At 37.6% G+C, this 25607-nt stretch carries 12 protein-coding genes; 1 reads left to right on the forward strand and 11 read right to left on the reverse strand.

Features of this window, described 5'->3' with window-relative positions; translation table 11 throughout:
- Positions 1-428: 428 nt before the first annotated feature.
- The 5 genes from PR808_RS04005 to cmoM all read right to left on the reverse strand — a co-directional run bounded on the left by PR808_RS04005 (position 429) and on the right by cmoM (position 17210).
- On the reverse strand, positions 429-9401 hold the full coding sequence (locus PR808_RS04005) for a C80 family cysteine peptidase (protein ID WP_272538754.1): 8973 nt from the start codon (positions 9399-9401) through the stop codon (positions 429-431).
- A gap of 550 nt (positions 9402-9951) precedes the next feature.
- Positions 9952-14394 (reverse strand): chromosome partition protein MukB, encoded by a 4443-nt coding sequence (gene mukB / locus PR808_RS04010; RefSeq protein ID WP_272538755.1) that lies wholly within the window; start codon positions 14392-14394, stop codon positions 9952-9954.
- Positions 14394-15119 (reverse strand): chromosome partition protein MukE, encoded by a 726-nt coding sequence (gene mukE, locus PR808_RS04015; RefSeq protein WP_272538756.1) that lies wholly within the window; start codon positions 15117-15119, stop codon positions 14394-14396. Before mukE ends, mukB begins: the two co-directional genes overlap by 1 nt.
- A complete protein-coding gene (gene mukF / locus PR808_RS04020; RefSeq protein WP_206086650.1) occupies positions 15100-16425 on the reverse strand; it encodes a chromosome partition protein MukF in 1326 nt (441 codons plus the stop codon). Before mukF ends, mukE begins: the two co-directional genes overlap by 20 nt.
- Positions 16422-17210 carry a tRNA uridine 5-oxyacetic acid(34) methyltransferase CmoM gene (gene cmoM / locus PR808_RS04025; RefSeq protein WP_206086649.1) on the reverse strand — a complete coding sequence of 263 codons (789 nt, stop codon included), beginning with the start codon at positions 17208-17210 and terminating at the stop codon, positions 16422-16424. The genes mukF and cmoM overlap by 4 nt, the downstream gene beginning before the upstream one ends.
- 338 nt (positions 17211-17548) lie before the next feature.
- On the opposite strand from cmoM, the gene elyC reads away from it, so the two are divergent.
- Positions 17549-18376, forward strand: a complete 828-nt coding sequence (elyC, locus tag PR808_RS04030) for an envelope biogenesis factor ElyC (protein ID WP_206086648.1) — start codon at positions 17549-17551, stop codon at positions 18374-18376.
- 74 nt (positions 18377-18450) lie between these two features.
- Here elyC and kdsB read toward each other — a convergent pair whose 3' ends face one another.
- From kdsB to PR808_RS04060, 6 genes are all read right to left on the reverse strand, one after another.
- Complete coding sequence (gene kdsB, locus PR808_RS04035; RefSeq protein ID WP_206086647.1) at positions 18451-19197, reverse strand: 3-deoxy-manno-octulosonate cytidylyltransferase; 747 nt, start codon at positions 19195-19197, stop codon at positions 18451-18453.
- Between the two features lie 5 nt (positions 19198-19202).
- Positions 19203-19382 (reverse strand): Trm112 family protein, encoded by a 180-nt coding sequence (locus PR808_RS04040; protein ID WP_206086646.1) that lies wholly within the window; start codon positions 19380-19382, stop codon positions 19203-19205.
- Between the two features lie 136 nt (positions 19383-19518).
- Positions 19519-19734 (reverse strand): cold-shock protein, encoded by a 216-nt coding sequence (locus PR808_RS04045; RefSeq protein WP_206086645.1) that lies wholly within the window; start codon positions 19732-19734, stop codon positions 19519-19521.
- A 399-nt stretch (positions 19735-20133) separates the two neighbouring features.
- Positions 20134-21132, reverse strand: coding sequence for a tetraacyldisaccharide 4'-kinase (gene lpxK / locus PR808_RS04050; protein WP_272538757.1), 999 nt, complete (start codon positions 21130-21132; stop codon positions 20134-20136).
- On the reverse strand, positions 21129-22874 hold the full coding sequence (gene msbA / locus PR808_RS04055) for a lipid A ABC transporter ATP-binding protein/permease MsbA (protein WP_206086643.1): 1746 nt from the start codon (positions 22872-22874) through the stop codon (positions 21129-21131). The genes lpxK and msbA overlap by 4 nt, the downstream gene beginning before the upstream one ends.
- Before the next feature lie 36 nt (positions 22875-22910).
- Positions 22911-25274 (reverse strand): DNA internalization-related competence protein ComEC/Rec2, encoded by a 2364-nt coding sequence (locus PR808_RS04060; RefSeq protein ID WP_272538758.1) that lies wholly within the window; start codon positions 25272-25274, stop codon positions 22911-22913.
- Between the last annotated feature and the right edge of the window lie 333 nt (positions 25275-25607).

Raw genomic sequence — 25607 nt, forward strand, 5'->3', positions numbered from 1 at the left:
TTGTATTTAATTTTAACCGTAATGTTATAGGAATAGACTAATTTTCTGTTTTTCAGATAGACATCGATAGGTCATCATTAAATGATAAAAAGAATTATTTTCATTTTTAACAGGCTAACCGACTACTTTACGCTTTAAACATAGATGAATTTTATTTTAATTAAAAGCTTTACTGAGAGCTTTCTTTAATAGCTAATTCCCATATAAAAAAAATGGTTTTTATTAGGAGGAAATATGTTTGAAAAACCTTGTTTTATTCAAATTAATTAAACAATAATTTTACCAAGTGGTGTACACTCAAGTTATTAAATCATAATCCCATATGATGGGACTTAAATTGACTGATACCATAATAAAAAAACGCTCATTTCAATCTATTGACTTGAGCGTTTTTATAAAAGTTATAGGGTTACTTTACCTTCACTACCTTAAAATGTTTTCGCTAAGTAGGACTCAACATAAGTGGTAGGAGCCCAGTTACTTTGTTCATGTACAGGCAAAGCCATATCTAGGTTATTCTCATATTTTTCCCGACTGCTCGCCAATACTTGAAGTAATCTATCGACAACTAATTCGCTATGATTTTTCCATAGATCTTTATTATCTTTATAAAACTCTACGGACACACTATCGCTATCTGAGTATTCATGGTTACGATAATAGATAGTTACGACTCGCCCAGTATTTGAGGTCAATGTTGATTCTACAATGCCATTCGACCGTTTATCTTCAATTAGCTTGCCACCATCAAAACCTACCAAAATGACTTTATTTTCTCCTTGCGTAGCATAAATAGCCACATGTCCCTCTCCATATCCATTTACAACATAAAGGTCGTCCCCTTCCATCCCATTTAACACATCATCGCCAGATAGTGAAATCAGGACATCATCACCGCTACCAGCAACCAATGAGCTTTCACCTTTACCACCATATAGCACATTATTTCCGCCATCGGCTGAAAACCGCTTAAATCCCCCATCACCCATAATAATGCGGCCATCACCGCTTTTATCATTAACAGTATCATCACCTTCCAAGGTATTTACTAGCCAATTTCCCTTAGAATTCGTAGAATCAAGGAATAAATATTCACTTCTAGGTGTCAGTGATATTGGTTTTTGGATACCTTCCAATATACCATGTAACTTTTCAACAGGATTCCAAGTAGATAATTGCCCAGTTTTATTTGTGTTCGATAGCTCTTTGGTTAATTCACCTATTAATGATTCTGAATTATATTCCATCAACTTTTGTAGTTTTGGTGTCAACTGTGGATAGATATGAATTTGAGGTGTATTCCTTTCTTCAGATTTGAATTTCACGATAACATATTTATCAAAATCAGAGCGATATCTACGATACACATTGCCATTCTCATCTGCTTCCTCTTGTGTTTCACCACTAAAATTAACAAGGTGGATATGGTTATATCCTTCGGTATCATCAATGAAAACCATCCCCTCATAACTACCATCAATTAAATAATGATCGTTTCCTTTCCCTCCCATTAGAATGTCATTTCCCTGACTAGAAAGTAGAAAGTCATGCCCCTCTCCTCCGCTAAGGCTATTTTCCCCTTCACCGCCTAAAAGAACATTATTTCCACCAAAAACCTTTATCGTATCATCACCTCGCCCGCCTAAAATAATACGCCCCATCATACTTCTGTCAGTAATAATATCATCGCCATCCTCACCAGCGATGACAGGTTCATTAGAAAGGTAACCTGCTGGTAAAGTAACAATATAATTATCATCAATGCGCTTGGTTACCTGCTCAATATTATCTATCGTACCGCCTTCTTGCTGTAATTTTAGCTTGAATATATTACTGTACTTATCTTGTATAATGACTGAATCACTCATACTTTCATCAAAATTCTCGAATCTTATGCTAAATTTTTCTTCATTTAACTTATCTTTGACTCTCAATATTTTTCCATCTAAAGTAAATGAATAAGCATTTTCGGTAGGTAATAACAACACGATTTTATCTTCTTTGCTATAACGGTCTTTTACCTCAGAAAAATCAAAAATAACTTCCCCATTTTTGTAAAGTGTTGGAATTATTTGGTAGACATCCTGACCTAAGCTAACTGTAATAAAAGCACCTTCACTAATCCCTTGTACTTGATTATTTTCATCAGTTCCTTGATATTGAAAATTTTTCGCTTTTCCAGCAGCGTAGAAATACCCCCAAGAAGGGGATAATGGCTTGGTAACACCACGAATGGTTATCTCTTTTGATTGTTCATTAATATAAACATTATCATTTCTGGAATGGGATAATTGATCATTATCTTGAAGATAAGTAATACTGAACAAATCTTTTTTTATAGATTTATCCTCTTCATTTGAAAATGTTTTTAATTCACTATTAAACGTAAACCCATCACGAGTGGTTATATTATAACTATGTTGTAACTTTCTACCATCTGCCGTTGTAAAATAAGCATTTCTTAATTCGATAGTGACTTCACTTTTTACATTAGTAAATGTATGGCCTAATTTATTTTCAGGCTCTAATGATAACTTGATATACAAATGATTATTTTCTATATAAACAGCAGATATTTCATCTAAGGTATATTCGATATCTATAGAGCTAACTGACTGGCTATCTTCATTTATAGACACGAACACTTTTTTATGTTCATTTATCTTAAAGTACTCAGGGTTTATATAGGGAACATCTACGAAATTTTTATTCTTTCGATTGTACTTTGTACGTGTCCGATAAAAATATGGGGCATGTTCTGTCCAATCAAAACGTCGAATATAATAACTGTCATCACCATCCCCCCCATGAGCCTCACCTTCCACAAGTATCAATCGGTCATTACCGCCATACCCATATGCTTTATCTTTTCCAGCTCCTACATCAATAATATTTTGTTGTTCATCACCATGAACTTCATCATTAGACTTATTGAATAAAATAATATTTTCAATATTTTCAATGTTTGCAACATTAATAGCATCCCCTGTTTTATCATTTTGATAACTCACACGACACTCATTTAAATTAACATGGACGCTATAACCAAAAATCGGCTCACTCATCATTAGAGTGTCTTGACCTAAAAGACCATCTAAATATTTAGTCGGTTCATTTCCACCCGATTTCAATGAGTTAATGTCACTATCATTCAAATAAAAATAATCTGTCTTATTTCCTCCTACAAGATATTTTTCTCCTGTAGAGATTTGAAATGCGTTCATTTTATTTTTCTTACCAATAACGACATCATCGCCAGTAGCAGTATCAATACTCATACCTTTTGAAAAAATATTATTTAAACTCAAAGTAATCTCATCAATATTTCCCCCCTCAATAGTCATACCATTAGGCGCATCATCAGAAACCTGCGTTATGCTTTCTTTAAAATGGCTGTATCCCCCTTTTGTAATATATAGATTAATTTGCTTTTGAGCTGATAGTTTAAATTGCTGCTCAAAAGGAATTTGATAATAGTGCCGTTCAATTCCATGCTTAGCATTATATCTATCTAATAATGGGTTATTGTAGTCCACATTAAAAGAGTAACGCTCACTTGTCGGTACTGAGCCAACTTGTTTTAGGCCTTTCACTTCACTCAATTGCTTGACATATTTACGGGATGCGGCTTCATAAGGTCTTTTCGCCCGAGTATGGCCATTTGGCTGTAAATGATAATTCCTTTGTAATATATCCGCTTCTCTCCAACTATAAGTAGGAGCTCCCCGCTTAAGGTATTTTATTTCTGAAAATCCGTGTCCAAGATGAACATCAGCAAGAGGCCCTCCAAAATAGTTATTATCTTCATCAACTAAATAAAATCTTTCTTCATTCTCAATAATAGGTTTTTCCATTACTTTTAAGTGATGACTAAAACCTAAATCCTCAAAAAGCTGTTCAAATGTATTTAAAGACTCTAGCCACTCATTATGCATGAATAAGGCGATATAGTTTTTATTCATTATTTCTTGTTGAGTTCGAATCGTCGGGGGTAAACCAAATGCGCCTCTGATCCCCTCTTCTAATTCACGATCCCAACTAATATCTATTTGTTCTTTAATATTTTCAACTGCCCTTATCCCATTATAGATCCATCCGCCAATCATTAAAATTGCACCTATAACTAAACCAGCTACGGGGATTGTTGAAGAAGCTGCTAAAATACTAATAATAACAATGCCATTGACAATAAAACTAGCAATAGAAAGCGAGGCATTAACGATTAAGTCTTCTCGCTGTTTTGGATCAGAGACACTTTCTAATTTCGATAAGTTATCGTAGGCTTGGTAGGCATCAAATCCCATCCCAACTAAATTAAATACAATAAGTACTCCCATCGCCAAACGAGATCTTACCAGCGAAGAACTGTTTCCAGCCATTTTCAATAGAACCGGTTGAACAATCATGTCACCATAATTGGCTAATGCCGAACCACATGTGATGTATAACTGTTTTTTTAGCTCATCATATTCATCTTCTGTAATATCAGGGTTATTTAGCCTATCAATAATGCTATAAATGCTCACTAAAGTCTGCCCAATACCTACTCCGCCCATAACCTGACCAAGTCGATTACCAAATTTTTGAAAAGGAGGTAATTTCACGCCATATCCTCTTAATTTTTCAATATGTTTTGGCGTAAACTTTATTCCATTAGCGTCTTTAAATTTTGCTAGATATTTTAATTGTTTTTTTAATATTGCAGTATCGCGAAAGTCTGCATCATACTCTACAATATCTGCTATATCGGTATCATTTAATTGCAGACTCAGTGCTTTTAGAAAGGCGAGATCTGAGTCGCTACCGCTCAATAAAGTTAATTCAGCTGCAAGGCTTTGCGCATTAAAACGAATTTTATTTGACCAACCTTCACTTCTAGTTTCTTCAACTGTTATCGCTTTTCCATCAATTGTAGTCCCTAATTTCTGCAATTTAGCTAGCGATATGTCTTCACCTTTAATATTAATCCAACTATTTTTAGGTTCATTAAAATCTGTATGATTAATAATATCGTTTCGTTGCTGACTATAGAGGCTCATACGTTCTTTAAGATCAGTAGAGAGAGGGTCAATAAATACGATCGTTCCTCTTGGCTCACCATTACTGTCAACTATAAAGCCAGCATGCTTTGCCCGTGATACCCATTTCCCATTTTCAATAGAAATTTCCTCATTTAAATAGCTCGTTAATACTTTTCTAAAATCACTCTTGGCTTGCCTTTTATTTTGTTGTTTAACTTGAATTTGAATACCGTTCGGATCAAATAAGCTATATTGATAAATACCATCTTGAAGTTTATATGTTACTGTATAGGTGGTTGACTCTCCTTTTAATAAATATATTGCGCCCTTATACAGCTCTACATCAGATAGCTCAGCCGTTAAAATATTGGATAGATGTAGGTCTTCCACCAAAATACCCGTATCGCTCAATCCTCTATCAATATGGCTTGAATACTGTTCTAGTTTCTTTAGTAACACCTCTTCACTATTGCTTAATAAGCCTTCGTGTTGCTGCTGCTCTAAATATGCTTTTCTTTTCATCAAAATTCGAGCTGAATCAATATCGCCTAATAATGATTCCAAACCATAGGTAAGCCCTAACTTTTTGTCTAGATTTTCTGAATAGCCATGTTGTCTAATCATTCCATGGTTAATTAAATTAACTTCACTTCCATTGGAGTTATTTTTCGTATTATTTATTAACTGATTAAATTGCTGCTGCCTCTGCCTATTATTTTCTTGATATAATGATAAGGCTTTATCCAATAACAGCCCTTTTAAAGGAGCGTCTTCTGAGTCAAAATTATAAGGATTCAGTTGACTAAAATTTTTTAAATCAAGGCTTAGTAACATGAAGGCATTGCGGTCAGTCGATAACGCGAGCACTTTTCCTTTATCGAATCCATTAATAGCAGGGAATAATACCCTCAATTGTTCAATAGAATCTTCGCTTAATTTATTAATGTACGATAGGTCATTTTGAATAGAGACTAATATTCTATTAATATTACCTGCTTGCTCTTGTAGTGAACCTAATGGCTTCGATTTAAATAGACTATTCCACTGCGTTAAATCTTCGTTTTTTGCTTGATTTAAATATTCGTTTACTTTAGGGCTAACTAAAGGATCATAAATTGCAATTTTTAATTTTTTAATATCAAGCTGACCATTAGAATCCGTAAAGTAATTAGCTAAATAAGGATGATCTGTAATATTTATATCTTTGATTACAGTATTTTCAAGTGCTATATTCTCAAGCAATGTGCTCAAATATTCATGATTATTATTGGCTGTAAGCGTTGCCTGCATATGGTTTGTGGCTACTGGCTGAGATATCGGTTTAGATACAGGTTGGAATGTTAATTTCGAGATTACTTGCGAGTCAAAACCAAACTCTTTAAGCTTCGTTGATAAGTCATTAGTAAACTGCTTGTGATCTCCAGCCGTAGTAACCATTGTTGTATCAATCCCTTGGAATAAAATTTGCTTAGGGTTAATAAACGGGTATTCGTCTCGTATATTTGCTAATAAAGAGTGTAAGTTTTTATTTGTTTTGATAACCGTATCAGAGTCACCAATCAAAACCCATCTAACGGGTTTTTCTTTGCTCTGTAAATTAGAAACCGAACCATATTCTAAATTCCATTGCTTCATGTCCCATTGTTCTAGGTTAGGGTCTGCCTGAATAATCATGACGTTATCAGGTTCTGACCTTGCTAACCTCTGTGCCATATCTAGCCCTTTAGATTCTCCAGTCAAGCGTATTACGACAGTAATGAATGAACCATCCTGCCCCCGATTTCTTAAAGGGTTATTTTTTATATAGTCCGCATCAACCATTTCCCATATTGGTGTATCTAGCTTACGCAATTTATTAGAAAAATAGGCATGAAAGTCATCAGGCAGCTCCCCTTTATGTTTTGCCACCTCATCGATAAATTGTTTATAACCTTCTGGATTGTAAGCTACTTTTCTTAGCAAATTAAAGTCTATATTATATGAGTCACCGTCCCTAAAACTAGCAAATGAATCTATCCCAGGAATCATACCTAATCCCTCAAACATAAAATGATTTTCATTGTCTATTAACTGTTTAAAATCTATTTCACCGCGACGTAGCTCATCAATAAAATAGACGGCTCCTAGTTTATTATTAATGTTAATTTCCAATATTTTCGGATCAAATTGATAGGTTTGCTTGAAGTGTTTAGTGGTTATTGAATCTAATACCGTGTCATCAGGCACGATCAACTTATTACCCATATAAATAACACTTACTTTTCGATTATAGGCAATAATAGGCATCTTCATGCCTTTTTCAGCGAGGGCTCCAGTGACACCAAATGCAAAGTTTTCACTAACTCCTCCTCGGCCTAAATTGCAACCAATTAACACTAATTTATCTGGACTTTGACTATTTAATATTTTTTTACGTAAATAACTCATTCCTTCCGCAAATTGTTCAGGTGTATTCTTTCCATATAAAGTTGGCTTACCGCCACCGATATAACCACCGTGACCAACAGTTATCCATCTGACCCTATCTAAATTAAGTCGGTTAATTTCACCATGAATTATTTTATATTGACGAGACTTTATGTCATATTGAATAATCATTGAGTTATCTGGGTGTTTAGAGAAAGCATGCGCAGTCGCTTTACTTGATATCTCATCCCCTTCAATTTGAACAATGACATTATAACTATACTCAGTGGGCTTTCTTGCTCTGTCAGGATCAGCATCTTTAGCACGCTCTGCTTGGTATATTTCATATGGGTCAAGCCAGGAGTCAATTTTTTCAGTACTCGCTGATTGTTCTCCAGCTAAGGTAAGCAATCGATCCTCTTTCATATGATTAATATGTGTGTCAAAGAAATCTGTATCTAATTTAGCTATCACCTTGTTATTATCAATATACTGTTCAATTTTTTTATCTTCATTAATATTAAACCTGTGGTTAACTTGATATACTTTATATTCATTTTTAGAAATGAATATATCCCCCTCTATTGTCTTTAATAAATCTTTGCTAGATTTCAACTTATCGAACAAATCAGTAAATTCCATAACATCTGAAAAAATAGTAATTATCTTACCATTAACTGTAACTTGAGCTTCTACTATATTTTTTTGTTCATTATAGCCTGTATAAATTAGCTTTATACTTAATTCATTATCTTCAATTATTTCTTTTCTTTCTATTAATAATTTTATTTCTAGGTCCCTTAGTCTTTTAGCTTCTATTCCTTTAAATTTTCCTCTATCACTTTGAGTTGCAGAATTTCCAACTATAGAAATATAAACTTTATGCTCACCATTCTCAAATGAACTAAAATTATAATTCTCTTTATTCATAGAGATAAAGTGCTCTATAAAATCAACAAATACTTGATGTTCATCGGCCATATAAGTGCCCGCATTAGGATCAAAGAATCTATATTTCCAATTTTTATTTTCATCATCATAATTAACACTGATCGCCATTGAGTGTTGCTCTGATGAAAAATGGCATAAAAAGGGCTCTTTACTATTACGAGTATGCTCCATCAAACTAGAACTTAATTCACTTAACTTAATTTCATATAAACCTTGATTCCCATAATTGTTTATATTTTTCCTTGAGTTTGCAATTCCTCTTTTTCTATTATAACTTTCCAACTCTAAATAAAGATCTCTTTGAACATCTGTGATTATTACATCCACAAAAAAGGTTATATCTGAGTGGCTATAATTTTCATTAATTGTTTTCAATTTAGATTTAAATTTATTTTTTAACTTTATGAATAGTGGATCTGATACAACTGCCTTTCCGTCATTTGTTTCAAAAAATGATGGCTCTGCATGTAACGCCTCCCAATATTTTTTAGTTTTAATTTTAATTCCATTGTTTAAGTAATCATAATAATCACTATTTTCTATATTTTTATTCAATGCTAAAAGATGGTTATATTCAAAAATTTCTTCTACATATTCAATGAAGTTTCTTTTTTTTGTAACAAGGTCAACACCTAATAAATTTTCGACATAATCGCTATATAACATACCTTTTTCATTAAAATTTTGGGTCGTTATGACATCTAGCATGTAATAATCTAATATCTCTTTCGCATGTATTTTTAGTGCATCTTGTTTTATTTTACTCAAGTGTACTGATTTTCCTTCATCATTAGTTAACACATAATTTAAGTGATTCAACATTTTCAGGAATTTTTCACCATTACCTTCTGCAGCATATGTTAAAAATGAACTTGAAAAACCATAACAATATCCAGGCAATTTAGATAAATCCAAACCATATTCATTAAATACAGTCGAATAGATGCCCCTATTTTCATCACTTGTAAAATATTCAATAAATTGAGTTTGTGAAAAATCAACACCATCTACAATATTACCCATTATTAAAAATCTCCATATAATTTAAAATGAACAAAAATGTTTAAATAAAACAATTAGCAAAACAATATTACAATTAAAAATCATATTAGTTAAATAATTTAACATTAAAAACAATATTATAGGATAGAGTTCAATATTTATATTTAATATAAATACATTACCAATTTGAAATAAACACTACTTATTGAAGTATTTTTTAGTCAACTATGTAGGTAATAGATTCAATTGAGTTTTATGTATCAAATTAATAATAATTAATTTTATATGGTAGGATTCGTCTTGTATTTATGACCTAAATTAGATATAGGTCTATGTCCAGATATCAAACTCCAGGGTTTATTGATTTTATTCATACTATTTCGAAACTATCTAAGTAATTGCCAATAAATTTAGCACTTTGGTATATTATTAAAAAGATTAGATAACTTGGTACTTGTGATTTAATTCAACAGGGAAAAGGAGTTGTAAATAATCAAGAATAGCTTTAATCAAATGTAATAGGCCGATATTTAAAAATAAATATCGGCCTTCATTTTATTCAGGTAACTAATTACTGTAATGCTGGTGTTACTGTATTAGGAGTCTCTTGCCCAAACCCTTTTAGACCAACAACATGTACGTGCTCATTATTACCAATCACTTTACGAACCAATTTATAGGTTGTCCCTTTTTCTGGACTAATATTCTCCGGCGCTGCAATAATCAATTGCATCTCTAGCCTATCACACAGCTCAAATAGCGTTGCTATTGACTTAGCATCTAAGCGTGCAGCCTCATCTAAGAATAATAAACGGCAAGGAATAATATCTTTAGCTCGTAAACGCCGTGACTCTTCTTCCCAACTTTGTACTACCATCACAAGAATTGACATCCCTGTTCCGATAGCTTCACCTGTTGATAACGCACCACTTTCTGCTTTTAACCAACCATCTGAGCCACGATTAACCTCTACATCTAACTCTAAATAGTTACGATAATCTAACAGCTCTTCCCCGATAGTTTGTGGTAAACGCTGCCCAACATCCACTTGTGGATTCAGACGCTGATACAGTTTTGCCATAGCTTCAGAGAACGTTAAACGTTGGCTAGTAAATAAGTCTTGGTGCATCTCACTTTCTTCCGATAGCACGCTCAATAACAGTGCATGGCTTTCGCGAATATTGACGTTTAGACGTACCCCTTTAACCTGACCAAATGCCACAGCCTGTAACCCTTGGTTAAGCATACGGATGCGGTTTTGCTCACGTTGAATTGTTTTACGGATAATATTCGCCACACTTTTCGAACTAATGGCCAGTTTTTGCTCACGTGCTGTTAATTCTTCCGTTAAACGTGCAAGCTCAATTTCCATTTGTTCAATCGCATCAATCGGGTCATCAGTGCGAATGATATCTTGGCGAATACGCTCACGTAGGTGCTGATAAACGGCAATAAAGAACTGAATTTTACGCTCTGGATGTTTTGGGTCTTCCGATAGACGTAAAACATCACGCAAATGCTCGTTATCTGACACAGCTAGACGTAGGGCCCCTAGCGCCTTATCCGACATTGAACGCAGGCTGTCACCATCGGTATATGCAAGTTCACGACGGTGTAAGCGGCGTTCAACACCGTTATCTTTCACCAAACGCATTACTGCACACCAACCCGCTTTCGCCGAAACGACTTGCTCACGCAGCTGGTAATAATCTTTTTCGAGTTTGCGTAGACGTTTTTGTAAGTTATCCATTTCAGCTTCACATAGTGTTAGCTGCTTTTCTAACTGATTAATACGACTACGATTTTCCATTACTCGTTGATGTAATTCATCACGACGAATCCGAGCCCGTTCTTGCGCATCTGGGTCGGCTTTAACACCGATTTCCTGCATTTCAGCTTCTAGCTCTTTCAGCATTTCTTGCTTCGTTTCAAAAGAGCTACGTAATGAAGCAAAAACTTGGTGATATTGAGCAGATTGAGCTTGGTGCTGACGTAATTGCTCACGAGCACGTGTACGTTCTGTTTCCGCTTGTTCTAAACGTTGGCGTAATTTTTCGTTTAAGTCGGCATTTTCATTGACCATACCTGTCGAGTCACTGTAACTAAAGTGAGCACGGCGCTGGACAACTTCAACCACAGCAAAGGCTTGCTGCTTCGCATTTTGCTGTGTGTGTTTTGCAGTATCATAATCTTTACGCAATTGGTCGTGCTGCTCAGGATCGCTGAGCAATACTGTCACAATCGGCTCTAATTTTTCTAACGCATTTCCATGTTTATTCAGGAAATGTGCCGCTTCTTCTGCTTCAATCAGCTCTTCGCTAATTTCTTCCGCTCTATCCGCCAAGGTTTCATCGAGCAGTAACCCCATTTGAGGTAAGAGACGATTCAAAGAAGCTAAGCTTTCTTTACCTTGAGTAAACTGCTGGCGTTGCTGCGAAGTTTGTTCTTCATATTGGCTTAATGCACGTTCAAGTTCAGTACGCTTTTGATTTAATGTCCGAATTTCAGCTTCAGGATCACTTTCAAACGCCACGGAAATATGTTGGCCAATGAAGCGACTAAATGCTTGGTGTGCACGCTGAATTTTTTGCACATCAAAAGAGAGTGTCGCATAACGCTCTGCGAGTTCATCACGTTCTGCTGTGAGCGACTCTAAATGACTTTCACGCGCTGCACGGCCAAACAGTGGCAATTCAGGGTAGCGCGAATAACGCCATTGGCGCTCAGATGAACGTACTAAAACGGCATTTTCAAACTCTTGAGCATCAAAAACGCTATCATCGAAAGAAGATGGGTCTCCCTCAATGAAATACACATCATCTGGGCAATCTTGTAGTGAATCCAGCTGGCTACGAACCACATCAAGGTCTTGTACCACGATACCGTGGCGAGCTGGGCCGTATAGCGCTGAGAAATAAGCGGCATCTTCAATGGTAATATCATCATAGATTTCAGACAGTAAAACACCATTGAAACGCTCTGCCAGCGCTAACATGCGGCTGTCTTCTGCCCCACTTGGCTGGCTTAAACGCTCAATTTGTTTTTCAAGATCGCGGCGCTGGGCTGCAACTTCATCACGTTCAACAGTAATTTCGCGCTCTTGTTCGAGCAATTGCTGCATAAACTCAGTAACAGCGGTACTTGAATCGAATGCCTCGCTCGATTGTTCGTTCAGTTGCGTTAACGCTTCTTGAGCAACAATCCACGCAGGAGCCTTCGCTGAAAGCTGAGCAATACGCTGACGAATTTGTTCAAGCTCTTGGCGCATTTGCATGCGTCGTTCACCACTTTCATTTACACCAACACTTAATTCTTCTTGCTGAGCTTCAAGCTCTGCCATTAAGGCATCGAGCTCATCGGGCTCATAGCTCTGTCCTTGGCGTTTACAAAACTCAGCGAGTAACCTTTCTGCATTTTGCTGGCTACTTAAACGCTGTTGTAATTCAGAGAGTTGCATACGTAAAGGTTGAACACGCTCAGCTAAATGTTGCTGGGATGACCAATCACGCAATAATGCACGCGCTTGTTGATAAGCATCACTGCGACTCACCTCACCCACCATGTTCTTAACGAGTTGATAGGCTTGCTCAAATTGGCTGTGTGCAGCATCTGCTACACTCATTTTTTGTTCAAGTGCCAATAAGGCTTCGGTTGCTTGCTGTTCCCGGGCCTCAAACGTGTCTAACCATTCATCTGCATTATCGATGGTTAATTCAGGTAATTGACACAGATCACGTGCACGATTCAGCGCATGCAGTGCTTGTTGATATTGAATGGCGCGCGTTTGCTGTACATCAAGCGCTTGCTGGTAATCGGCGAGCTGATTTTTTAATTCATCAACCTCAACTTCCGCCGCTTCAGCACGTGCTTCAAATTCCTCTTGTGATTCTGTCGCTTGTGCAACAACTTCACTTTGTTCTTCAAGGCGATATGTCAGCTCTTCGATATCAGCTTGATAACGGTCGATTTTCTCTTGCTGGCGAAGGGCTGCTTGCACTAAGTTTAAGTGATCACTTGCTGCTTGGTAGTCCGCCTCTAACTCTGTTGACGAGCCATTTTGCTCATTTAATTCACGCGCCATTTCAACACTGCGAACTTGTTCAACACGGAGTTGTTTACGGCTAGCGTAGAGTTCATTACGTGCTGCCAATGCCGCATCAAGGTGAATGCGTCGTTCATTTGAGTGGCGCATGTAATCCGCAGAAACATAGTCTGTGGCTTGGCTAATCAGATGTTTGAATAGATCACGGTCTGATTGAGTAACGCGGATAGCTTCAAGGGTTAAACGGTTTTCCCGTAGTGCAGCCTCCATGTCTTGGAACGCTTTACGGACTCCGCTGTTTTCTGGTAATAAATAGTCACGTAATGAACGCGTGATTGCACTTGAAATCCCGCCATACAGCGAGGCTTCAATAAGACGGTAGTATTTACTACGATCCCCTGCTGAACGCAGGCGTTTAGGCAATACGCCTAATTCAAACAGAATCGAGTGGTAATCAGTTATCGAGTTGAATTGCTTGAATAAAATGCCATCTTGCTCTTCAAGTCTTTCTTTTAACTCATTTAATGGAATAACCTTGGCCTGACGCCCATCAATCACATCCGTTAAAATTTCGGTCGGTACAGTGGCAAGTGGCACACCTTGCACCATAAATGGCTTAATATCGACTTTTTTATCACGCCCAGCGACTTGTTGTAAGCGCACCCCGACCATGACACGCTGGTGTTTTGAGTTCAGCACATCCAAGATGGCATAACAGACACCCGGACGTAATTTACCGTGTAAGCCTTTATCACGGGAACCCGATGTCGCACCCGCCTCTGTGGTATTACGAAAATGCAGCAAGGTTAAATCAGGGATCATGGCAGTAATAAACGCCGCCATGGTCGTCGATTTACCTGCACCATTCCCCCCTGAGAGTGTAGTCACCAGCTCATCAAGGTCAAAAGTACGAGCAAAAAAACCGTTCCAGTTCACCAGCGTCAGTGAGCGAAATTTTCCGCGTTCAATCATTATTCTTCATCCTCATCACTTTCTGCTGGGTCTTGGCTATCTTCGACTTCGTCGTCATCACTGTCTTTGAGTGATAATTCACCATCGAGGGAAATAGCTTCACCATCACGGATCATACGTAATTGGGCATCTTGCGGATTATCACCACTGCGCACATCAGCACCAAAACGGAAAACCGATTCGCTAATAATGAATTTACTCGAATCATTTTGCAAAAAATGCACCATGCCTAAACGGCGTAAACGGTTTAGTGAGGTTCTTAGTTTTTCCTGCAATTTTTGTTTATCAAGGTCAGACCCTGTCGAGCGCTGATTAACAAATTTCAATAATTTGCTTTCATCTGCCAGCGATAGCAGCTCCTCAAATAACTCTTGTGAGGTAAAAATACCTTGGTTACTTAAGCGCTCTGGACTCAAATAGAGGTAACAAAGGATTTTCCCAACCATCATATCCAACTCAGACAATACGGAGCGTGGGATTAATGTGGTTGAGCGAGGACGCAGATAGAAAAAACCTTCTGGCGCACGGATTAACTCAACGTTATAACGTGCGTAAAATTGCTCTAACGCTTCCTGAAAATCCATCAAAAATGCGTGGTTATCAAGGTCATCAATGCTAATGTGACGACCTGAACGCAATTGGCTGTCTAGCTCTGGAAAAATAGGGTTAGCTAATGCTTGAGCCAGCTTAACTGGCATAAATTGTTCAATATTTGTCGATGACATGTGCCTGTACCTTGGCTCCGTGATCATTAATAGCTTGCCATTCTGCCGGTAATCCCGCCAAATCAGCCTCTGCGATACCTAATCTTACAGCTTGATCAATAATAATTCGCGCCACATCAAAATGACGTTTTTGCGGATACTGCTGCAAGTAATCATGTAATACACGACCAACATCTAATGGACGCTGCTCTGTTTTATAGAACGCGAGTTCTGCTTCCATTAGTTCTGCAAGCCTATCATTTAATTCGCTAAATTCTTCAAATTCCAGTTCTGATGGTAACTCACCTGTGACTTCTTCATCATGCAAGGCAAGTTCTTCGTCTCGCATGTCGAATAATCGGTCAGCATTGGTGTAAGTGAGTGCCCAAGGGCTGTCGAGATAATGTTGAACGGATTGACGTAACCGCTGAGAAAATATGCGATTTTTATCCATATCAATCGCAGTACGGATAAATTTATGAACATGACGATCATAGCCAATCCAAAGATCAATGGATTGTTGCCCCCAGCTCACAATACGGTCTAATTTATTTTGCAAATCAAAAACTAACCTATCAACCATATCTGAAAATATAGGCGCATTCATGTTCGCTTCTTGAATACGTAGCAAGTTAGCTTGTAGTTTATCCCCTGCGGCCTCTAACGTATCTTGCAATTCTCTCAGAGTTCCTGAGGTTTCTGACAATAATTGTTCGCAGTTGGCAATCGCCGCTTGCCAGTCTTGGTTTAGCAGTGCTGCAATATCTTCTTTTACGGAATTTTGTTGCTCATCCATTATTCGCTGGGATAAATCAATGCTATCAAAGATTTCAGCTACAGAATATTTTAGCGGAGCAAAAACATAACGATGCCAATAAAACTCATCACCGCCCTCTTCGGCAGCTTCTGCCGCACGTTGCAATTCCCCTGCAACGATAGAAAGCTGCATCGAAAGCCGTAACGTTGAAAATTCACGTTGGCGAATATAGTAATCACTAATACCAATGCCTAATGGTGTCAAACGATAAATTGCATTACCTTCGACAATATCACTTGCAAAGCGGTTAAATATTTTCTGGCGTACCATATCATTGATGGCATTATTTGCGCGTACCGCCAGTGACTCTGTCGTTTGTTCAAACCCTTTGCAAACCTCGCGGAAGGCGTCGACCAATTCCACTTCGCTCATCTCACCATTCACCCGCTCACTATTCAGTACAGCAACGGCAAGTAAAAATGCTAAACGTTCAGCGGGAAGTGAAATTGCAAAATCATTTTTTCGTGCCCAAGACACGAGCTCAGGGACGGTCTGGGAAAAATCACTCATAAATCGTCCTTTTGTATTTGTTTGCGTGCCATGACATGAATATAGCGCCCCATGCTGATATACGGTTCCTCACGGCAATATTGTTGTTCAAGCGCCAACAACGCAGGAAAATCTTTTTGCTGTAACTGCCGACTTTGCAAATAATCATGGAAAACCCGGACACCGCTTTTCCCTAAGATATCCATCTTACACTCTGCTAACCACTCATCAACTTGCTGAGGAAATAGCGGTTTTTGCGGTGACAACGAACGTTTACGCCGACGTTGGATATGCGGTGTTGCAAGATGAAAATTACCTAAAATTGCATTACGCATAACCAAGCCATTTGCATTATAGAACATGACAGAAAATACGCCTTCTGGTCTGATTATATCTGCCAGCTGTTCAATTGCATATTTTTGATCGCTAATCCATTCAAGAACCGCGTGAAAAAGAACAAGGTCAACTGGTTCATCAACATATTGTGCAATATCTTGTACTGCACAATGGACAAACTGCATGTTACCAATAATTCCCTCTTCTTTGGCTAACTCACGAGCACGTTCCAACATCTCTTCGGATAAATCGCAAAGTATGATTTGATGACCTAATGCCGCTAATTTGCGCGAAAAATGGCCTTCTCCGCCACCTGCATCAAGGATCCGTAGCGTTTTTCCCTTAAACTGGGTCTCTAATAGTTGAGTTAAGTCTTGCCAAACCACCGCTTCACGTATTTTGCCTTTGGTCGTTCCGTAGATATTTTTTGCAAATTTATCGACAATATCATCAAAGTTGCGGTCTGCCATGTGCTATCCAGTTGCCTATCATTCGTCATTTACAGCATATTTATGGGCCAATTTGTCGCAAAAACATTCAAAATTAGCCAATTTCATCCATATTTTGATGAAAATTTATCTAATCATGAATATTATCACTGAGTATTGTGCTTATCACACAAGATGTTGGCGACAATTGAAACGTAAATTATAACAGATAATAGCTATATTTTTGCATAGTAGTTTTTTTTGCTCAGCGAATTTCATTTTGGCATTATTAACGCTAATTTTCGTTGTCTTATGTAGCAAATTTGCCAGACTCATACCGAGTATTGGCAGTGGTTAGTCCCCTAAATATAGGCTTGATTATGTTATTTTTCTTAAAGAAGTACATTGGCTCACTTTTGATGCCATTGCCACTATTGCTCATCATTGGGGCTATCGGGCTGCTTTTACTGTGGTTTACTCGCTGGCAAAAATGGGGGAAAAGCTTAACAACCGCGAGCTTAGTGTTAATAGCGCTACTTGGTTTACAACCCGTTTCAGATAGCTTGCTCGCCCCTATTGAGGGTAAATACAATAAACGCTATGAATTAATCACAGAAAACCCACCAAATGATATCAAGTACATCGTAGTCTTAGGCGGTGGTTTTACCTATAACCCTGATTGGAGCCCAAGCGCTAATTTATTAAATAACAGCCTGCCAAGGGTCACCGAAGGCGTGCGTTTATATCTTAAACACCCTGGGAGCAAACTGATATTCACAGGCGGAAAAGCCAACAGCACGATGAGCAGTGCCGAAGTTGCAGCTAACGTAGCACAGTCATTGGGTGTTCCTGAGTCAGATACAATCCCACTCACTGACCCCAAAGATACACAAGAAGAGGCTTACGAGGTTGAGAAAATCATTGGTAAAGCGCCATTTTTACTTGTGACATCCGCTAACCATCTGCCAAGGGCTATTACAATGTTCACCGATAGAGGTATGCAGCCTTATCCAGCCCCTGCAAATCAATTAGCCATTAGCAGTGGTATTAATCCATGGGAAAAATATATTCCTTCATCCTATTACTTCAGCCATAGCGAGCGAGCTTGGTACGAGTTTATTGGCACGATTTGGTGGCATATAAAGCCTGACAATACTCAAGCCTTGGAAGAATCACTCAGCACACCTGAGTTAGTTGTTTCCGAATAAAAACAAAAAGGCGTAACTCATTAAGGTTACGCCTTTTTTATCGCATCATGCCATTGGTAAAAGCGAATAAATACCTATGATAAGAATTGTTTTCTCACCAACTCTAGGTCTTCTGGTGTATCAACACCTGCCCCCGGTGTCACTTTTGCAACGTCCACATGAATTTTTTCGCCATACCAAAGCACTCTAAGTTGCTCAAGCATTTCGATTTTCTCTAGCGGGCTCGCTTCCCAATGAATATAACGGCGAATAAAGCCTGCACGATAAGCATAGATACCAATATGGCGTAAGAAAAAATCACCTATCGAATCATGGTTTTTCGCAAAATTGTCTCTATCCCAAGGGATCGTTGCACGGGAAAAGTACAATGCATACCCTTCATGATCTGTCACCACTTTCACTGCATTTGGGTTGAAAGCTTCATGTGCATCATGAATTGGTACAGCTAGAGTGCCCATATTCGCTTTACTGCCTTGAAGGTTATGAGCAACTTGGCTAATAATTTCAGGCGGAATTAACGGCTCATCACCCTGTACATTCACAATGATTTCATCATCAGAGAAGCCATATGTATCAATAACTTCAGCTAATCTTTCTGTACCTGATTGGTGATCAGGGTTAGTCATACACGCTTCGCCACCCGCAGCAATGACCGCATTCGCCACATCTTGGTGGTCTGTTGCGACAATCACTCGGTCTGCACCTGATTTAATGGCTTGCTCCATCACTCGAACAACCATCGGTTTACCATGGATATCAGCCAGCGGCTTGCCAGGTAAACGGGTTGATGCATAACGCGCAGGAATAATAACCGTAAACATGGCGATTATTGTCCTTCATCTAATGAGACTTGGCGCGCTTCGTTTTCGAGTAAAACGGGGATGCCATCTCGAATGGGATAGGCCAGATGATCAAACTTACAGATAAGTTCGAGGTGTTCTTTGTTGTAACTTAATTTGCCATGGCAAACAGGGCAGGCAATGATTTCAAGTAAACGGTGATCCATGTTTTCTCCCGAATGGATTTGACTCACTTAGAGTCAGGATATCACATGCAGATATCACCGTTAACTTTAATCTTTCTGATTAAGATCGCCTGCGAAGATGAGAGGATGAAAGCAGGAGAAATTGTGCTGTTTTTATTTAGTAAGCAATAACGTCAGCAGCCGTTATGCCATCGGAACTGCGAGTTAAGGAAAACTCAACGTTTTGACCTTCAAACAATGATTTAATTTTTTTATTAGCAATTGATTTTGTTGTCACAAATACATCATCTCCACCATTAAAAGGTGAAATAAAACCGTAACCTTCTTTTGCGTCAAACCATTTAACTCGACCCATATGTAATTGAAAATTCATATTAAAACTCCTTTTGTTCTAAGAACAATACCTTTTTATTTTTGTATCATTACTCTTTCTTGCTTCCCATTTATATATTGCCGATCTATTAATACATTAAAGAGTAATTAAACTTTTACCAATTGATGCACTAAATTAGTGTGCATCTTTTATAACGCCCGTAAATGTAGATTTCAGGCACCACGCATCTACTGTGAAGTTAACAGTCTATTTTGACATTATGATGACAAAACTAAGTAACAACGATTTAACAGCGTTGATGTGCGAGGATATGAAGACTAACTAAAGAACGGAGCGTGAAATTAAGCTAGTATAAAATCCAATTATTACTGTATTGTATCTAGATACATAATAATTAGACCTATATCACAGTGGCGATATTATTATCATAGTGAAGTGTTAGTGGCAAGCATTTTTGTTATTTGTGATAAGTTTTTTTATTTCACTTAGGATTTTTTGCTCACCATTGGATGATAATTGCGCCTTTACAGGTAAAAACCACCAATTTGGCTGTGCAAATGAGCGGCATTTAATGGCATCTTTTTCAGTCATCAGTAAGCTTTGGGTAGGTTTAACAAGAGCAGCAAGTTGTTTTTGCTCATAATCTTGGTGGTCAGCAAAAGCGTGGGTATTCATCAACGTAAGCCCTTTATGCTCTAAAGAGGCAAAAAAACGAGGCGGATGCCCAATTCCAGCCATTGCAACTACTGATTGAAGCTGGGTAACAGGCTGATTTTCTGAAGTCACAATATTAACCGCAGTGTCACCTTCTAGGGTCATCAATACTTCACGCCCCTCTGGCTGTCCACCATTGACAATTAATGCATTCACACTATTTAAACGCCCCGCTCGTTCTCTCATGGGCCCAGCAGGTAGCCACCACCCATTACCGAAACGACGCTGACCATCAATCACAACGATTTCATAATCACGTTGCAATGCATAATGCTGCAAACCATCATCAGTGATGACCACATCCAATTCGTGCACGGCCAGAAGTGCTTTGACTGCATCACTACGTTTAGGGGCTACTGCAACGGGGGCTTTAGTACGATGGTAAATTAGAACAGGCTCATCACCAGCAGCTGTTGTTGACGTATTTTCATCAAGAACAAGTGGGTAACTCTCTGCTTTTCCACCATAACCGCGAGACACCACCCCCACTCGATAGCCTTCTTTTACCAGCGACTCAACCAACCAGATTACCACTGGCGTTTTGCCATTACCTCCAGCTGTGAGGTTTCCCACCACAACCACAGGTATTGGTGCTTTCCAAGAGCGACTTAGTCCGACTTTATAAGCTGCATGGCGTATTATTGCTATCAATCCATAAAGAAAAGATAACGGCAATAGTAATACATACAGCCATGATTTGCCAGACCAAATACGTTCTATCATTGTTTAAATTGAATACTATGTAATTGAGAATAAGCCCCATTTTGCGCTAGCAACGATGTATGTGTTCCACGCTCAATGATATGACCATCTTGTACAACTAAAATTTCATCTGCATTTTCAATTGTTGATAACCGGTGAGCTATTACCAATGATGTTCTATTTTTCTGTAACTCATCAAGTGCAGCTTGGATTGCACGTTCTGATTCTGTATCAAGTGCTGATGTCGCCTCATCAAGGATCAAAATTGGTGCATCACGTAATAAAGCACGTGCAATTGCAATACGCTGGCGTTGTCCACCTGAAAGCATGACACCGTTTTCACCAATAACGGTATCTAACCCTTTATCAAGCTTAGCAATAAAGTCCATGGCATAAGCCATTTCAGCCGCTTTTTCAATTTGCTCACGGCTATAGCTTCCATCCGTTGCATAAGCAATATTGTTCGCTATCGTATCGTTAAAAAGGTAAACATGTTGCGATACAAGAGCAACTTGGCTACGCAATGATGACAGTGTGTAATCACGAATATCATGGCCATCAATTTGGATAGAACCTTTATCAATGTCATAAAAGCGCGTGATTAGGTTGGCAATTGTCGATTTACCAGAGCCTGAACGTCCAACTAACGCAACGGATTTTCCTGCTGGCAAAGTAAAAGAAATATCATCTAATGCAGGATGATCTTTTGTTGCATAAGTAAAAGTTACATTCTCAAATTTGATATTACCCTTCACATCCTTGAGAACTTTAGTCCCTTCATCTTTTTCTTGTTCGGAATCTAAGATAGCAAACAACGTTTGGCAAGCCGCCATTCCACGCTGAAATTGCGCGTTGACGTTCGTTAATGATTTTAACGGGCGCATCAATGCAAACATAGATGAGAAAACAACGGCAATAGTACCAGAGGTGAGTTCATCGCGAATATCAGGAAAACTTGCTGCATACAAAACGAATGCAAGGGCAAATGAGGCAATCAGCTGCACAATGGGGTCTGAAATTGCCGACGCGGTCACCATCTTCATATTTTGGCGGCGCATATTATTACTAACTTTATAAAAACGCTCAGTTTCAACTTTTTGACCACCAAAAATTAAAACTTCTTTGTGCCCTTTTAGCATTTGTTCCGCACTTGCAGTGACATGCCCCATACCTGTTTGCATATTTTTACTGATCTTACGAAAACGCTTAGAAACAATTCGGATAGTAATGGACACGATAGGCGCGATAACAATCAAAATGAGTGATAATTGCCAGCTATAGTAAAACATCATCGTAAATAAGCCGATGATATAAGCACTTTCACGGATAATTGTAATTAATGCACCTGAAGATGACGACGCAACCTGTTCTGAATCATAGGTAATTCGAGATAAAAGCGTTCCCGTGGATTGTTGGTCGAAAAAACTCACTGGCATTCCCATCATATGGCCAAAAAGTTTACGGCGCATATTCATCACAACTTTACCTGCAACCCAAGAAACACAATAAGTTGAGACAAAACTAGAACCACCACGGACAACCATTAAACCTAATACGGCGAGTGGGAGCCATTTTAATACATCGTTATCGGCTTTATCGAAACCTTCATCCAATAAAGGTTTTAATAACGAAATCATAAACGCATCGCCAGCAGCGTTTATTATAAGAGCAATTGCTGCAACAATTAAGCCCGCTTTAAAAGGCGCAATAATCGGCCATAAGCGGCGAAAAGTTTGTTTTGTCGAAAGGTCTTTATCATTCATACTTTTAATTACCAGACTTAATGTAAGCGCACTATTCTACTCGGGAAACAGCGGTAAGCCAAACCACAGATGATACCAACGCGGAGAAATTTCATCGCGGTAGCTACGTGCACTGATATTTTCTTTGTTAAACCATAATGTTAACTGCCCTTTCTCTGCAGTATTTAACCAATGGATATTATTTTTTTTGTACCTTTGATAGACCTTTTCCGACGGAATTTTCCATGCGCTATACCTTGCCGATGAAACGAGAACCATTTCAGGTTGAACATTTCTTAACAATAAGTTAGTTGATGATGTTTGGCTTCCATGATGAGGCGCAAACAAAATAGAAGAATGGAGGCTATGTTTATAAGTTTCAACTAATTTTTCTTCTCCCTTCTTTTCAATATCTCCAGTCAATAAGATTTTATGGTATCCATCTGTAAACTGTATAACACATGAATCATTATTATGAGAAATAGCGGATAATTTTTCTGGCCACAAAACTTCAAACATCAACTTTCCCCATTGCCATTTTTGTCCTTTAACGCAAGGTAGATTCATCATCTTTTTAAACTTACTCGATTTTTTTTGCTTAGATTTAGCTAAATGAATTCCAAAACTACTTCGTAAATTCAACCACGGATATTCCTTAATTAAGTCACTGACCCCTCCAGTATGATCCAAATGATTGTGGCTTAAAATAATTCCCATCGGTATTATATTTCTTTGTTTTAAAAAAGGAATTATTTGCCTTTTGGCATTGCTATGCCCTTTCCAAGAGTTTCCAGTATCATATAGGTAAGCTAAATTATTTTGCTCAATAATAACAGCTAAGCCATGCCCAATATCGAGTAATGTCATACTCCAGTCATGCACTGGCTTTTTATCGTTGCTCCGCTCTACTAAAATCAAAACCACAATGCACCCAATAAGAGAAAAATACGTTTTATACCACCTAAATAGGCATATTAGCGCTATAGACCAGCAAATAAATAATAGGTAATAGGGTATATGAAAAAGATCTATCCAATAGCGGCTAAAAAAAGGTAGCGGAAGCAATCCAAAATCAATGACTCTATCTATAAAACCAAAAATTAAATTTTGTAATGTTAGATTTGGTATTAAAAAAATAGCCAATATTGCGGGTACTACTCCCCAAGATATCAATGGAACAAACCATAAATTGGCAAATATGCTCATGACATTAACACCATTAAATACAATTACTTGCATTGGTATTAATAAAATCAATAACCCAACCTGTAAATGAACTAAACCTATGACTTTGCCAATAACTTTCGTTTGAATTAGATGTGCAGGTAATGGAAAAACGGTCAACCAATACAAAATAGCTAAAACAGCAAAACTCGATAACCAAAAGCTATCTGATAAAATAGCAAGTGGGTCAAATAGTAAAATGCCTGCAATACTCCAAAGCGCCCACTGCCAAGAAAAGAATAATGATGGGCTGTTTCGAATATAAACCCATAAAATCAGTGAAAACAATGCCCTAGTCGCTGGAATTGCAAAGCCAGAGACCCATGAATACAAAAATGCTAATACTAATCCCAAGACAATAGGGAGAACCTGATTCATAAAACGAATGGGAAGCACATATTGTATGCCTCTGGCTATAAGAATCCCTAAATAGTAAGCCAACCCAATATGCAAGCCTGAAATCGCCATTAAATGAGTTAAACCAGTCTGCTGTAATAAACGCGAGTGTTTTTCAGACAATAATGTTCTTTCTCCAAACATTAATCCATAAATAATCCCTACATTTCTTAAGATACTAAGTGGCTCTATAAAATTATTGATTATTTTTTGCCTTATGGAGCATTCAGGATCCAATACCATATTTTCTTTATTCTTTAGTATACCAACAACCCGTTGCGCTAATTGATGCCGTTGTTGATCGAAACTACCTTCATTCAAAGAGTTATGTAAAGGCTTTAGTTTGCTATTAATTCGCCATGATTGCCCTGCACATATAATTTCTTTACTTTTCCATATTGCATAAAGCGGTGGGTAAATTACTTTATTATTAACCTTATCAATTTTAACTTTTAGTTTTTGTTCTTTATTTTCAGTTGATAAGCTGGTGACTGTTATGTCCAGATAATGATATCTTTCAGATAAAAAATTTATATTACTATTTATATTATTACCATGCCAATTTCCCCATAGAAAGAAAACCATTACTAACAAAACTAATTTTAGGGTTTTATTTACAAAACGTATAAATAATAAAAAAACAGAAGAAAACAAAATAAAAATTGAATCATCAATATTTAAAAGATTAGGTATAAATAACAAAGGTAATACCCCACCGATAACAGCGAATGATACCAATGTTAAGGATAATTTTGTGTCTTTATATTTCCATATCCTATTACTGTTTTGAACGTTTTTCATTGTAATTTTATTTTTTATCTATTTTTAAACCTTATACCTAACTTAGCCTTTATTAGTTTAACTTTTAATTCATAAATACAACGTTAGAACGAACTTCCCAAAAGCATTTAATAAAGAATATTAATTACAAAATTTTTGCGAAGCGCTTCGCAGTCATACGTAGTTAAATACTATTTTTGTTTTCATACGATTATTTTCGCTTATTCTAAAAATAGTGTTGGTGTTGGTGTTGGTGTTGGTGTTGGTGTTGGTGTTGGTGTTGGTGTTGGTGTTGGTGTTGGTGTTGGTGTTGGTGTTGGTGTTGGTGTTGGTGTTGGTGTTGGTGTTGGTGTT

The sequence above is a fragment of the Providencia sp. PROV197 genome (assembly GCF_028479625.1).
Classification (GTDB): Bacteria; Pseudomonadota; Gammaproteobacteria; order Enterobacterales; family Enterobacteriaceae; genus Providencia; species Providencia vermicola.

What these genes read in the sequence shown, in the direction of transcription:
- PR808_RS04005 (WP_272538754.1), bottom strand. Translation starts at nt 9,401, where the DNA reads ATGGGTAATATTGTAGATGGTGTTGATTTTTCACAAACTCAATTTATT.
- mukB (WP_272538755.1), bottom strand. Translation starts at nt 14,394, where the DNA reads ATGATTGAACGCGGAAAATTTCGCTCACTGACGCTGGTGAACTGGAAC.
- mukE (WP_272538756.1), bottom strand. Translation starts at nt 15,119, where the DNA reads ATGTCATCGACAAATATTGAACAATTTATGCCAGTTAAGCTGGCTCAA.
- mukF (WP_206086650.1), bottom strand. Translation starts at nt 16,425, where the DNA reads ATGAGTGATTTTTCCCAGACCGTCCCTGAGCTCGTGTCTTGGGCACGA.
- cmoM (WP_206086649.1), bottom strand. Translation starts at nt 17,210, where the DNA reads ATGGCAGACCGCAACTTTGATGATATTGTCGATAAATTTGCAAAAAAT.
- elyC (WP_206086648.1), top strand. Translation starts at nt 17,549, where the DNA reads ATGTTATTTTTCTTAAAGAAGTACATTGGCTCACTTTTGATGCCATTG.
- kdsB (WP_206086647.1), bottom strand. Translation starts at nt 19,197, where the DNA reads ATGTTTACGGTTATTATTCCTGCGCGTTATGCATCAACCCGTTTACCT.
- PR808_RS04040 (WP_206086646.1), bottom strand. Translation starts at nt 19,382, where the DNA reads ATGGATCACCGTTTACTTGAAATCATTGCCTGCCCTGTTTGCCATGGC.
- PR808_RS04045 (WP_206086645.1), bottom strand. Translation starts at nt 19,734, where the DNA reads ATGAATTTTCAATTACATATGGGTCGAGTTAAATGGTTTGACGCAAAA.
- lpxK (WP_272538757.1), bottom strand. Translation starts at nt 21,132, where the DNA reads ATGATAGAACGTATTTGGTCTGGCAAATCATGGCTGTATGTATTACTA.
- msbA (WP_206086643.1), bottom strand. Translation starts at nt 22,874, where the DNA reads ATGAATGATAAAGACCTTTCGACAAAACAAACTTTTCGCCGCTTATGG.
- PR808_RS04060 (WP_272538758.1), bottom strand. Translation starts at nt 25,274, where the DNA reads ATGAAAAACGTTCAAAACAGTAATAGGATATGGAAATATAAAGACACA.